The 13,233-nt window shown below is 39.7% G+C and carries 9 protein-coding genes; 8 read left to right on the top strand and 1 reads right to left on the bottom strand.

Features of this window, described 5'->3' with window-relative positions; all coding sequences use genetic code 11:
* Positions 1 to 2: 2 nt before the first annotated feature.
* Genes GOM47_RS03560 through GOM47_RS03570 form a run of 3 tightly spaced genes read left to right on the top strand, consistent with a single transcriptional unit; the run spans position 3 to position 5,594 of the window.
* Positions 3 to 2,162, top strand: a complete 2,160-nt coding sequence (locus tag GOM47_RS03560; protein WP_235081109.1) for a LicD family protein — start codon at positions 3 to 5, stop codon at positions 2,160 to 2,162.
* 57 nt (positions 2,163 to 2,219) lie between these two features.
* Positions 2,220 to 3,032: a LicD family protein gene (locus GOM47_RS03565; RefSeq protein WP_235081110.1), complete on the top strand. Its 813-nt coding sequence runs from the start codon at positions 2,220 to 2,222 to the stop codon at positions 3,030 to 3,032.
* 36 nt (positions 3,033 to 3,068) lie between these two features.
* Entirely contained in the window at positions 3,069 to 5,594 is a 2,526-nt protein-coding gene (locus GOM47_RS03570; protein ID WP_235081111.1) for an MBL fold metallo-hydrolase, read from the top strand.
* Between the two features lie 47 nt (positions 5,595 to 5,641).
* Here the strand turns inward: GOM47_RS03570 and GOM47_RS03575 are convergent, their stop codons facing one another.
* The gene (locus GOM47_RS03575; RefSeq protein WP_235081112.1) at positions 5,642 to 7,120 is read right to left on the bottom strand and encodes an oligosaccharide flippase family protein; all 1,479 of its coding nucleotides are present in this window, start codon (positions 7,118 to 7,120) and stop codon (positions 5,642 to 5,644) included.
* A 121-nt stretch (positions 7,121 to 7,241) separates the two neighbouring features.
* On the opposite strand from GOM47_RS03575, the gene mecA reads away from it, so the two are divergent.
* The 5 genes from mecA (at position 7,242) to GOM47_RS03600 (ending at position 13,233) form a co-directional block, all read left to right on the top strand.
* On the top strand, positions 7,242 to 7,982 hold the full coding sequence (mecA, locus tag GOM47_RS03580; protein ID WP_235081113.1) for an adaptor protein MecA: 741 nt from the start codon (positions 7,242 to 7,244) through the stop codon (positions 7,980 to 7,982).
* A gap of 120 nt (positions 7,983 to 8,102) precedes the next feature.
* The gene (locus GOM47_RS03585) at positions 8,103 to 9,389 is read left to right on the top strand and encodes a homoserine dehydrogenase (RefSeq protein WP_235081114.1); all 1,287 of its coding nucleotides are present in this window, start codon (positions 8,103 to 8,105) and stop codon (positions 9,387 to 9,389) included.
* 1 nt (position 9,390) lies between these two features.
* Positions 9,391 to 10,260 carry a homoserine kinase gene (gene thrB / locus GOM47_RS03590; protein WP_235081115.1) on the top strand — a complete coding sequence of 290 codons (870 nt, stop codon included), beginning with the start codon at positions 9,391 to 9,393 and terminating at the stop codon, positions 10,258 to 10,260.
* A 251-nt stretch (positions 10,261 to 10,511) separates the two neighbouring features.
* A complete protein-coding gene (gene msrB, locus GOM47_RS03595) occupies positions 10,512 to 11,450 on the top strand; it encodes a peptide-methionine (R)-S-oxide reductase MsrB (RefSeq protein WP_235081116.1) in 939 nt (312 codons plus the stop codon).
* 58 nt (positions 11,451 to 11,508) lie between these two features.
* The gene (locus GOM47_RS03600) at positions 11,509 to 13,233 is read left to right on the top strand and encodes an ABC transporter ATP-binding protein (RefSeq protein ID WP_235081117.1); all 1,725 of its coding nucleotides are present in this window, start codon (positions 11,509 to 11,511) and stop codon (positions 13,231 to 13,233) included.

The following is a 13,233-nucleotide window of genomic DNA, read 5'->3' on the forward strand; positions in this document are numbered from 1 at the left end:
AAATGAATTTTTCAAAAATGGATGAATACTTTGAAAAATCAAAACGATGGATTGCATATCTGTTTGTTTTTATTTCGATTTTAAGTATGAGTTCACTGGTTTATAAGATAGCAAATCCAATCTATAAGGGATTGTCAGCGATTGTTGTACTTTATATTTGCTACACATTGTTGTTTAAGTGGAAACAGATTACAGTAGATCGAAAATTTTTGGCCTTATTTGGCTTGTTATCTGGGAGCCACCTACTATCGGCAGTATTCAATCGCTCCGGACATTTGATTGGGAATGTGATTGAAATCCTCTTCATGGTAACCTATGTTTTATTATTTACCATGTTACAATCAGGGCAACTTAAAAAATTATTTGACTGGATTGCCTATACGGTTCAAATTGTATCTTTTTCTTCAGCAATTTTTGCGTTTGGTTTATTAGTAAGTAGAGTCCTTATCCTATTTAAAATTGGCGAACAATCTTATTATTATGGTGTCATGAATGGACGTCTGTGGGGAATTGTCAATCCTAATGCTAGTGCGATATTTTCATACATTAGCATTATTTTGGCCATGTATTTGATCCATAAAGGAAGTAAATATTCTGTTTATCTTAAACTGAACAATCTGATTCAATTAGTATACTTTGCTACCATGCAAAGTAGAGGAGCCTTACTTTCTTTACTCCTCATGATTGGACTCTATAGTTTCTTTGCCACTAGAGGAAGTCTCATTAAACGATTCCTTACTTTTATCGTTGTTAGTGTACTGATTACTGCTACCAACATTGGATTAAGCTATGCAACTTCAATTTATATCTCATCTGAAACCGCGACTGTTTTTGACTTAAACAAAGGACAATCCTACGCCGAGACAGATTCGTCTGTTACCAAGAAGAATGGTGAACTCCATCTAATTGAAACAACACCAAGTGGTAGAACCTATATCTGGAAAAATGCAATCAAGATGGGAAGTGCCAAACCAATTTTTGGTTATGGTGTACGGAATGTTCCAGATTACTATACAGAATATTTCAGTAAATTTGAGATTCAAAATTCCCTTATCGGTGGGAATTTCCATAACATTTTTGTAACCATATTTGTCAGTTCGGGAGTTCTAGGCTTGGTATCCTTCCTTCTTATACTGGCTTATGTCATCAAGCACTTTTTAACTTATTTGATTATTTCCAAGAAAAATACTGACAAATTGATTATGATTCTTTTCTTCGGTATTTTGTTTGGTCAATTGTTTGAAAGTCAGATCATGTATTCTACCAACTTTATCAATATCATCTTTTGGTTGGCAATCGGTTATGGACTAGTGGTTTGCAAACGGGATGAAGGAGTTCGGTATCAAGAAGTAACAGATGTCAGTGAAATTCAACAGATGGAACTTGGAATCATGGAGTACATTCATGAAGTTTGTCAGAAAATTGGTGTCAAGTATTTCCTAGCATATGGAAGTCTAATTGGTGCGGTTCGCCATAAAGGTTTTATCCCTTGGGATGATGACATGGATATCTGCATGTTAAGAGAAGATTATGAGAAGTTGCAAGACTATCTCATCGCTAACCCTGATGAACGTTATGAGGTTATGTCTTATAAAAATAATCTCAACTATGTCTATCCTTTCATGAAAGTGCAGGATAACCATACCTACTTGCTAGAAGAAGATGTACGAATTGATTCCAATATGGGAATTTATGTGGATATTTTCCCTGTAGATGGTTATGAAGATGATGCAGATTTTAAAAACAAGATGACGAAACTCATAAAGAAACGTCAATTGAGTTGTTACACTTTTAAAGGAATTACCAACACGAAAAGTCTACTAAATTCTTTGATCCGTTATATCTCTGTTGTCATTTTCTATTTCACAAATACGAATAAGTATGTTGAGCAAATTGATGAGCTTGCTAAATCTAGAGCAGTTGCTGACTACGAGCAAGTTGATTATTTGATTTACAAGGATATGAATAAGCCAGTTTGGAAACGTGAGTGGTTAGAACAAGTGATTGTGGGAACATTTGAAGGTAAGGAATTTATGATTCCAAAACACTACCATGAAATTTTGACCTCTGACTACGGAGATTACATGCAATTGCCCCCTCTTGAACAAAGAGTATCTCACCATGATTTTAAACTGTGGAAAATCACTAAAAGTTCTAAGTAAGCAAATCGCAGTTAAAAATCGTTTAAAAAATTAGTCAAAATTAGGAGAATAAAACGTATGTCTGAGAGAGTTTTAAGTCTTGAAGAAATAAAACAAGTGGAGTTGGATATTTTAAAGTATCTACATGAACTATGTGAAAAGCATCAGATTAAATATTTTATTGATTTTGGAACCTTACTAGGAGCTGTCCGCCATAAAGGATTTATCCCTTGGGATGATGATACGGATATTTCCTTGGCGCGAGATGAATTTGAAAAGCTTTATAAGGTTTTAGAAAATGAGAATCATCCCTACTACAAATTGATTTCGTTTAGAGAAACAAAAGGCTATCCGTACAGTTATATGCGTGTCCATGATATTAGAACACGTAGAGATGCCAATCTTCTGGATCCGACAGTCGTATTGGGAACTTGCGTTGACATTTTTCCATACGATGGTGTCGTGACGGAGGAAAGTGATTGTAAGAAAATGAAGCTCTATAAACATTTTGTCCGCCTTTCTTCTTTGAATTTCAAAGGAATTAAATCAGAAAATGGGGGGATAAAAAATCTGCCTCGTTATATTGGATCAGCTATTTTTCGCCTAAGTTCTCCACAAACTTGGAATCAAAAATTAGAGAATCTTGCTTTGAAATATAGTGTAAATCAAGCTACAGATCTTACCTGTACGATATTTGATCCAAGCTTTCCAGAGGGAATCAAAAAAGAATGGCTCTATGATCTGGTTGATATGCCATACGAAAACATCGTAGTGAAGGCTCCGAGAAAATATCATGAAATTCTTGTCTACGAATTTGGAGCCGACTATATGACTCCACCACCTGTTGAACAACAGGTTCCAGGAACTGATAAGAATTATTGGATTGATTAGTAAGAGATTGTTTTCATCGAGAAAGGAGTGTTCAAGATGACGAATAAAAAATTAGTTAAATCAGTCAGTTATAGTTTACTTGCTTTCCTTTTTGTGTTGATTGGTTTATCACAACAAGTTAATGCAGACACCATTACTGCTGGTTCAGGCAACCGTATCCATTTCATAAATACTAAAGCAAAATCTGGGAGTGATGCTATCCTTCTGGAAAGTAATGGTCATTATGCTTTGATTGATATGGGAGAAGACTATGATTTTCCTGATGGGAGTGACCCACGTTATCCAAGCCGCTGGGGGATTTCCATGAGAAATTATCAAGTCTTGGAAGACCGTTTGATTCGCCATCTTGATCAGATTGGTGTTAAAAAATTAGATTTTATTTTGGGGACTCATGTTCATAGTGACCATATCGGCGGAGCAGATGAGATACTTAATCGTTACCAAGTTGGTAAGTTTTATTTAAAAAAATATTCAGATGAACGGATTACCTCACACTGGGGACTCTGGGATAATCTTTTCAATTATGATAATGTTTTAAGAGCCGCATACAAACGAGGAGTTACTCTTATTCAGAATATTACAGACGAGGATAGTCACTTTAAATTAGGTGATATGGATATCCAACTCTATAATTATAAAAATGAATATGATGCTGATGGTAACCTGAAAAAAGTTCGAGATGATAACTCAAACTCAATCGTTTCAGTGGTGACTGTGGCAGGAAAGAGAATCTACCTTGGTGGAGATTTGGATAATGCCGAAGGAGCGGAAGATAAGTTAGGTCCAGTTATCGGTAAGGTTGATATGATGAAATGGAATCATCATTATGATGCGACAATTTCAAATACGATTAATTTTCTTGAAAACCTATCTCCAAAGATGATTATTCAGACAACTGGTGGTGATATTAATGTTGCTTCAACCAGAGAATATCTCCAAAAGAAAAATATTCAAGTTCTCAGAGCTTCTAGTCAAACTCAAGACGCTACCGTTTTTGATATTAGTGATAGCGGATTTGCCAATGTTTCTAATCTCTTCCCTGACATCCCTGTAGTTGACGAAAAATGGTATCAAGAAGGTGGCTACTGGAAATATCGTTTAAGTGATGGGGAAATGGCTATCGGTTGGAAAGAGATTGGCGGAGCCACTTACTTCTTTAATGGAAAAGGACAAATGCAAGCAGGCCGCTGGCTTCACCTTAATGATGATTGGGGAGAAAATGCTAAGGGCAATGATTACTATCTCAACTCAAATGGTAAAATACAAACAGGCGGTTGGTTCAAGCTGGATGGCTCTTGGTATTATATCCAATCAAATGGCGCTAGACGATTTAGTGAGCTTTCTGAAATTGGAGGGAAGAAATATCTCTTTGCAGCAGATGGAAAGATGTTAACAGGACATCAAGTCTTTAATGGCAAGAAGATGTTCTTTGCAGACAGTGGAGCACTCCAAACAGCAGGTAAGCCTTCAACTTGGCAAAAGATTGACTCAGATTGGTATTTCTATGATGAGGATGGGTTACGAACTATCGGTAAAAAGAATATCAATGGAAGCACATATTACTTTAATCAAGAAGGTGTCATGCAAACTGGCTGGGCCTTTGTTGATGGTCACTGGAACTATTTTGCAAGTTCTGGAGCTATGAAAACTGGATGGATCAAGGATCAAGATACTTGGTATTATCTGGATAAAGATGGTATCATGCTCACTGGAAAACAAGATATAAATGGTGTTCGTTACTATTTGAACGCTAGTGGTGCAATGCAAACGGGCTGGAAATGGCTAGAGAACAATTGGTATTACTATGCGAACTCAGGAGCTATGAAAACAGGCTGGATTAAGGATAATGAGAAATGGTATTATCTAAATCAAGATGGTATTATGCAGACCGGGAAACAAGAAATCAACGGTACGCGTTACTATTTGAATACCAGCGGTGCCATGCAAACAGGCTGGCAGTGGCTTGATAAACACTGGCATTACTACGCTGACTCAGGAGCTATGAAGACTGGTTGGTTGAAAGAGCAAGGAACATGGTATTATCTTGAAGATCAGGAAGGCATCATGTTGGTCGGTTTCCAACAAGTGGATGGTAAGCAATATTACTTTAGTGCATCAGGTGTCATGCAGACAGGCTGGAAATGGTTTGATAATCATTATCGTTACTTTGAAGGAAGTGGAGCTATGAAGACAGGTTGGATAAAGGATAAAGGAATCTGGTATTATCTCAATCTTGAAGATGGCATCATGCTAGTTGGTCTTCACAAAATCAATGGCGACCATTATTACTTTGATGAATCAGGAGCTATGCAGACCGGTTGGAAACGAATTGACGGTAATTGGTACTATTTCCAAACAGATGGTTCCTTGTTGAAAAATGCTACCACACCGGATGGTTATAAGGTAAACGAGGAAGGCATTTGGAGACAGGCTGTTGCTGCTGTAAATGGCGAAGCAGATCAGTCAGAGAAGAAGCAAGAAGCTAGTTCCTCTAGTGCTGAACAGCCAAAACAAGATTCAAATCTAGAAGCCAATACTTCTGACAAGAAAGAAAAAGAATAAAAGAAACACCCTACTAGTAAACGCTCGTTTATCAGTAGGGTGTTCTTTTAGTTTCTTTTGATCTTAGCTAATACTAGGTTCAGTGCATAGTGAAGTGTTTTATCCTTAGTGAGAAAGAGTGTTAAGAGATAGTAGATTCCACAAGTAGCTATGGTAGAGAGAACCATGAGAATCATATTGAGGTTCACCGTATAGGAACTGATTTGGAAAATCATCTTGAAAATATAGAAGATAGGGATAAATCCAAGGGATATAAGACCATAACGTGTTAAGGTCACAAAGATTTCTTTTAAATTAATTAGTTGATGTTTCTTAATAAAATGAATTTCTAAGAGAACAACGATGGCTTCCGCAATAATGGTAGTAGCAATATAATACTCAGGGGCAAAAATATTATTGATATACAAGATACAGTTGAAGAGGAGATTTGCTCCACCACCAGCAAAGTAGAAAGCGGTCAAGCGGTTCTCGTGGTCATTGATAAAGATAATTTGCTTACCAAGAATCAATTCAATAGCCCAGATAATGGTTCGAAAGGCGAAGACGCTGGTCACGATACCTGCCTCAAGATACTTTTCAGAAGAGTAGATAACCGTTGCGTACTTTCCTAAAATCATAATTCCGAAACTAGTTGGAATCATGAGAAAATAGAATAATGATGCCGCTTGATTTACAAGATAATTATAAGAATTGTAATCCTTTTTCCCGAGGTAGTAGCCGAGACGTGGAATGCTGACACTGATAGCTCCACTTAGGACACCAGCAATCAGCATGACAATGCTATAGGCAATTGTATAATAAGAAATGTAGTTTTCATCTGGTCCCTTGGTGATAAACATTCTATCTAGCAAGGTATAAAGCATATTAGCGTTTGCTAAGAGAAGCATAGTAAAGAGTGGTTTAGAAGCTTTAGCTAATTCGACGAATCCAATTTTAACAAAAGAAACTTCTCTCTTAATCCAAAGAAAACTAAGGAGGTAGTTGAGGATAGTTGTCGCAGTCATGACGATAGTGTAGGGAACAATATCATCAGCAGTTTTGACAAAGGCAAAGATGGCGACCAGCATGGTAATCCGAATAATCAATGTCTTGTAAAGGATAAAGGCATAGTTTTCATAGGCCTCATTCATCCATTCGATATTGAGGAATTGGAAGAGAGCTTGGGCTCCTAGGATGTAGTAGAGGACTTTCAGGTTCTCAATGCTGGTGTCAAAGAAGATGAAGAGGAAGTAGATACCAGTCGTCAGGAGAGAAGTGAAAACTGAGATATAAAACAACTTAGAAAAGACGTAGTTGATTTTATTCTTATCGTCCTTAACCTTACTGATAGCACGAATCCCGTAGTTGTATATTCCAAAGGCAGCTAGTGGAATAACGAAACTTGCCCAGGTATTGGCCGTATTGAAATAACCGTAGTTGGATTTGCTGAGGATCCGCGTCAGATAAGGGTTGGTTATCAACGGAAAAACGATATTGAGAATATTGACCAGCAAGCTGGCCAAGGCATTTACTTTTATATTTTTCATTGAACTTTCTTTCCTAAATCTTAAATCATCACTAGTATTATATCATATTCAGCGCCATTCTTTTGATAAAATCGTAAAAATCTAGTATAATAGATAAACTGAAAGTATGAGGTTACTAGATATGAAGATGAAACAAATTAGTGATACAACACTGAAAATCACGATGACTTTAGATGATTTGATGGATCGGGGAATGGAAATCGCAGACTTTCTCGTTCCTCAGGAAAAAACAGAAGAGTTTTTCTATGCTATTTTAGATGAACTGGAAATGCCAGACAATTTCTTGGATAGTGGCATGCTGAGTTTCCGTGTGACGCCAAAACCTGATAAGGTGGATGTCTTTGTGACCAAGTCCAAGATTGACCAAAATCTAGATTTTGATGATTTGGCGGACCTACCTGACATGGAAGAATTGGCCCAAATGTCACCAGATGAATTTCTCAAGACACTAGAAAAGAGTATCGCAGAGAAAACCAAGGATGATATAGAGGCTATTCAATCCCTAGAACAGGTCGAGGCTAAGGAAGAGGAGCTGGAGCAAGCGAACAAGGAGACTGAGAGCAAGAAGGAACCTTATATCTACTATATCTTGCGTTTCGCAAATCTTGCTGACCTAGTTGCTTTTGCAAAGACGGTTAACTACCAGATGGAAACATCTGAACTCTATAAGATGAATGACCACTATTATTTGACAATCTTAGTTGATGTGGAAAACCATCCTAGTCCATATCCAGCCTGGCTCTTGGCTCGTATGCGTGAATTTGCTGACGACAGTGATATCAGTCGTTCAGTCTTGCAGGAATATGGTCAAATTTTGATCAATCATGATGCCGTGCTTGGTCTTCAAAAAATCAACAATTAAGAAAGGCGAACCAATTGATTCGTTTTTTCTTTTCCATCTATAAATCGTGGTTTTCATGGATAGGAATTTTCGCAAAATTCTGTTATAATGGCTATATCAGAAAATTTCTAGGAGACAAACATGACAGTTAAAATTGCTTTACTTGGCTTTGGTACCGTTGCAAGTGGTGTGCCATTCCTCCTAAAGGAAAATGGAGAAAAAATCGTTCAGTCAGCTCATTCGGAGATTGAAGTAGCCAAGGTATTGGTCAAGGATGAAGATGAAAAGAACCGCTTGCTTGCGGCAGGAAATGACTTTAACTTTGTAACCAATGTAGACGATATTTTATCAGACAAGGACATTACTATCGTAGTGGAATTGATGGGGCGTATCGAACCAGCTAAGACCTTTATCACTCGTGCCTTGGAAGCTGGGAAACACGTTGTTACTGCTAACAAGGACCTTTTGGCTGTCCATGGTGCAGAATTGTTAGAAATCGCTAAAGAGCATAATGTAGCACTTTACTATGAAGCTGCAGTTGCTGGTGGGATTCCAATTCTTCGTACTTTAGCAAATTCATTGGCTTCTGATAAAATCACGCGCGTCCTTGGTGTGGTTAACGGAACTTCTAACTTTATGATGACCAAGATGGTGGAAGAAGGCTGGTCTTATGATGACGCTCTTGCGGAAGCACAAAGACTAGGTTTTGCAGAAAGCGACCCTACAAATGATGTTGATGGGATTGATGCAGCCTACAAGATGGTGATTTTGAGCCAGTTTGCTTTTGGGATGAAGGTTGCTTTTGACGATGTAGCCCACAAGGGAATCCGCAACATCACACCAGAAGATGTAGCTGTGGCTCAAGAGCTTGGTTATGTTGTGAAATTGGTTGGTTCTATCGAGGAAACTCCTTCAGGTATTGCTGCAGAAGTGACTCCAACCTTCCTACCTAAAGCACATCCACTTGCCAGTGTGAATGGGGTAATGAACGCTGTTTTTGTAGAATCTATCGGTATCGGTGAGTCTATGTATTACGGACCAGGTGCGGGTCAAAAACCAACTGCAACAAGTGTTGTAGCAGATATTGTCCGTATCGTTCGTCGCTTGAATGATGGCACCATTGGTAAAGACTTCAACGAATATAGCCGTGAACTTGTCTTGGCAAATCCAGAAGATGTCAAAGCCAATTATTACTTCTCAATCTTGGCACCAGACTCAAAAGGTCAGGTCTTGAAACTGGCTGAAATCTTTAATGCTCAAGATATTTCCTTCAAGCAAATCCTCCAAGATGGCAAAGAGGGTGACAAGGCGCGTGTAGTGATTATTACTCATAAGATCAATAAAGCGCAGCTTGAGAATGTTTCAGCAGAGTTGGCCAAAGCTTCAGAATTTGACCTCTTGAATACCTTCAAGGTGTTAGGAGAATAAGATGAAGATTATTGTACCTGCAACCAGTGCCAATATCGGGCCAGGTTTTGATTCGGTTGGTGTAGCTGTTACCAAGTATCTTCAAATTGAGGTTTGTGAAGAACGGGATGAGTGGTTGATTGAACACCAGATTGGCAAATGGATTCCCCATGACGAGCGTAATCTTTTGCTTAAGATTGCCTTGCAAATTGCGCCTGACTTGCAACCGAGACGCTTGAAAATGACCAGTGATGTTCCCCTGGCGCGTGGTTTGGGTTCTTCAAGCTCGGTTATCGTTGCTGGGATTGAACTAGCTAACCAGCTGGGCAAGCTCAACTTATCTAACCACGACAAATTGCAGTTGGCTACCAAGATTGAAGGGCATCCTGACAATGTGGCTCCAGCTATCTATGGAAATCTCGTTATTGCAAGTTCCGTTGAAGGGCAAGTCTCTGCTATCGTAGCAGACTTCCCAGAGTGTGATTTCCTAGCCTACATTCCAAACTATGAATTGCGTACCCGAGATAGCCGCGGTGTCTTGCCTAAGAAATTATCCTACAAGGAAGCTGTTGCGGCAAGTTCTATCGCCAATGTGGCCGTTGCAGCCTTGTTAGCAGGAGATATGGTGACTGCTGGACAAGCAATCGAGGGGGACCTCTTCCACGAACGTTATCGTCAAAGTCTGGTCCGTGAATTTGCAACGATTAAGCGAGTAGCCAAAGAGAATGGTGCCTATGCAACCTATCTTTCTGGCGCCGGGTCAACAGTTATGGTCTTGGCTTCTCATGACAAGATGCCGGCGATTAAGGCAGAATTGCAAAAGCAGTCTTTTAAAGGCAAACTTCATGATTTGAAAGTTGATACCCAAGGTGTCCGTGTCGAAACAAAGTAAAGAAATAGAAGATAGGATGGGGAAACTCTTGATTAGAGGGCTTCCTGTCCTTTTTTTGAAAAGAAGTTTATACTCAATGAAAATCAAAGAGCAAACTAGGAAGCTAGCCGCAGGCTGCTCAAAACAGTGTTTTGAGGTTGTGGATAGAACTGACGAAGTCAGTAACCATACTTACGATAAGGTGACGCTGACGTGGTTTGAAGAGATTTTCGAAGAGTATTAGTTAAAAACTTGATAAAGGAGAAATAAAGATGGCAGAAATTTATCTAGCAGGTGGGTGTTTTTGGGGCCTAGAGGAGTATTTTTCCCGAATTTCTGGAGTGCTAGCAACCAGTGTCGGCTATGCTAATGGCCAAGTCGAAACGACCAATTATCAGCTGCTCAAGGAAACAGACCATGCAGAAACAGTTCAAGTGATTTACGATGAGAAAGCAGTGTCGCTCAGAGAGATTTTGCTTTATTATTTCCGTGTCATCGATCCTTTATCGATTAATCAACAAGGAAATGACCGTGGTCGCCAATATCGAACGGGAATCTATTATCAGGATGAAGCAGACTTGCCCGCTATCTATACAGTGGTGCAGGAGCAGGAGCGTATGCTGGGTCGAAAGATTGCAGTAGAGGTAGAGAAACTTCGCCACTACATTTTGGCTGAAGACTACCATCAAGACTATCTCAAGAAAAATCCTTCTGGTTACTGTCATATCGATGTGACGGATGCTGAGAAGCCATTGATTGATGCCTCTAACTATGAAAAGCCTAGTCAAGAGGTATTAAAGGAAAGCTTAACTGAAGAGTCTTATCGTGTTACGCAAGAAGCTGCTACAGAGGCGCCGTTTAATAATGCTTATGACCAAACTTTTGAAGAGGGGATTTATGTAGACATCACGACAGGGGAGCCACTCTTTTTTGCTAAGGATAAGTTTGCCTCAGGTTGTGGTTGGCCAAGTTTTAGTCGTCCGATTTCTAAGGAATTGATTCACTACTACAAGGATTTGAACCATGGGATGGAGCGAATCGAGGTTCGTTCTCGGTCAGGAAATGCTCACTTGGGCCATGTTTTCACAGATGGACCTCATGAGTTAGGTGGCCTGCGTTACTGTATTAATTCTGCATCCTTGCGCTTTGTAGCCAAGGATGAGATGCAAAAAGCAGGATATGGCTATCTATTACCTTACTTAAACAAATAAAACTGAGAGGTGGGACTTCCCACTTTCTTCATTTCCAGAATAAGAATAGAAGGGACTTATGAAACACTTACTATCTTACTTCAAACCCTATATCAAAGAATCAATTTTGGCACCCTTGTTCAAGTTGCTAGAAGCTGTTTTTGAACTCTTGGTTCCCATGGTGATTGCTGGGATTGTTGACCAGTCCTTGCCCCAGAGAGATCAAGGGCATCTATGGATGCAGATTGGCCTGCTCCTTATCTTTGCAGTGATTGGCGTTTTAGTGGCCTTGGTAGCCCAGTTTTACTCAGCGAAGGCAGCGGTTGGTTTTGCCAAAGGACTGACAGACGACCTTTATCGTCATATTCTTTCCCTACCCAAGGATAGCAGAGATCGTCTGACAACTTCTAGCTTGGTGACACGCTTGACTTCGGATACTTACCAGATTCAGACTGGTATCAATCAATTCCTGCGCCTCTTTTTGCGAGCGCCTATTATCGTTTTTGGTGCCATTTTTATGGCCTATCGCATCTCAGCTGAGCTGACTTTCTGGTTCTTGGTCATGGTTGTCATTTTGACAATCGTCATTGTAGGACTCTCTCGACTGGTCAATCCTCTCTACAGTAGTCTCAGAAAGAAAACGGATCAGCTAGTTCAGGAAACGCGCCAGCAATTGCAAGGGATGCGAGTTATTCGTGCTTTTGGACAAGAAAAACGAGAGTTACAGATTTTTCAAACCCTTAACCAAGTTTATGCTAGATTACAAGAAAAGACGGGTTTCTGGTCTAGTTTGTTAACACCTCTGACCTATCTGATTGTTAATGGAACTCTTCTCGTCATCATCTGGCAGGGCTATATTTCAATTCAAGGAGTTTTACTCAGTCAAGGAGCTCTCATTGCCCTTATCAACTACCTCTTGCAGATTTTGGTGGAATTGGTTAAGCTCGCCATGCTGATCAATTCTCTTAACCAGTCTTATATCTCAGCTAAGCGAATTGAGGAAGTTTTTACCGAAGCTCCAGAAGATATTTTTTCAGAATTAGATCAAAAGCAAGCTACCGGTGATCGGGTTTTACAAGTCAAAGAATTAACCTTTACCTATCCTGATGCGGCCCAGCCTTCTCTGAGAAACATTTCCTTTGATATGAAGCAATGGCAGATCCTTGGTATCATTGGGGGAACGGGTTCTGGTAAGTCAAGTTTGGTGCAAGTCTTACTTGGTCTTTATCCAGCAGATAAGGGAAGCATTGACCTTTATCGAGATGGGCGTAGTCCTCGTAATTTGGAGCAGTGGCGGTCTTGGATTGCCTATGTGCCTCAAAAAGTCGAGCTCTTTAAAGGAACTATTCGTTCCAACTTGACTTTGGGTTTCAATCAAGAAGTAACTGACCAGAAACTCTGGCAGGCCTTGGAAATTGCGCAAGCAAAGGATTTTGTCAGTGAAAAGGAAGGACTCTTAGACGCCATAGTTGAGGCAGGAGGACGAAATTTCTCAGGTGGACAAAAACAAAGGTTGTCTATCGCCCGATCAGTCCTGCGCCAAGCTCCGTTTCTCATCCTAGATGATGCAACCTCGGCCCTCGACACCATTACCGAGTCCAAGCTCTTGAAATCTATTCGAGAAAATTTGCCAAACACGAGCTTAATCTTGATTTCTCAACGGACTTCGACGCTTCAGATGGCTGACCAGATTCTCCTTTTGGAAAAAGGTGAGTTACTAGCTGTTGGCAAGCACGATGACTTGATGAAATCCAGCCAAGTCTATCGGGAAATCAATGCATCCCAACATGGAAAGGAGGACTAG

The organism is Streptococcus oralis, from assembly GCF_021497945.1.
Taxonomy (GTDB): Bacteria; Bacillota; Bacilli; order Lactobacillales; family Streptococcaceae; genus Streptococcus; species Streptococcus oralis_BR.

Excerpts from the sequence above, each read along its gene's own strand:
- msrB (WP_235081116.1), top strand. The coding sequence starts at position 10,512 with ATGGCAGAAATTTATCTAGCAGGTGGGTGTTTTTGGGGCCTAGAGGAG.
- mecA (WP_235081113.1), top strand. The coding sequence starts at position 7,242 with ATGAAGATGAAACAAATTAGTGATACAACACTGAAAATCACGATGACT.
- thrB (WP_235081115.1), top strand. The coding sequence starts at position 9,391 with ATGAAGATTATTGTACCTGCAACCAGTGCCAATATCGGGCCAGGTTTT.
- GOM47_RS03575 (WP_235081112.1), bottom strand. The coding sequence starts at position 7,120 with ATGAAAAATATAAAAGTAAATGCCTTGGCCAGCTTGCTGGTCAATATT.
- GOM47_RS03585 (WP_235081114.1), top strand. The coding sequence starts at position 8,103 with ATGACAGTTAAAATTGCTTTACTTGGCTTTGGTACCGTTGCAAGTGGT.
- GOM47_RS03600 (WP_235081117.1), top strand. The coding sequence starts at position 11,509 with ATGAAACACTTACTATCTTACTTCAAACCCTATATCAAAGAATCAATT.
- GOM47_RS03565 (WP_235081110.1), top strand. The coding sequence starts at position 2,220 with ATGTCTGAGAGAGTTTTAAGTCTTGAAGAAATAAAACAAGTGGAGTTG.
- GOM47_RS03570 (WP_235081111.1), top strand. The coding sequence starts at position 3,069 with ATGACGAATAAAAAATTAGTTAAATCAGTCAGTTATAGTTTACTTGCT.
- GOM47_RS03560 (WP_235081109.1), top strand. The coding sequence starts at position 3 with ATGAATTTTTCAAAAATGGATGAATACTTTGAAAAATCAAAACGATGG.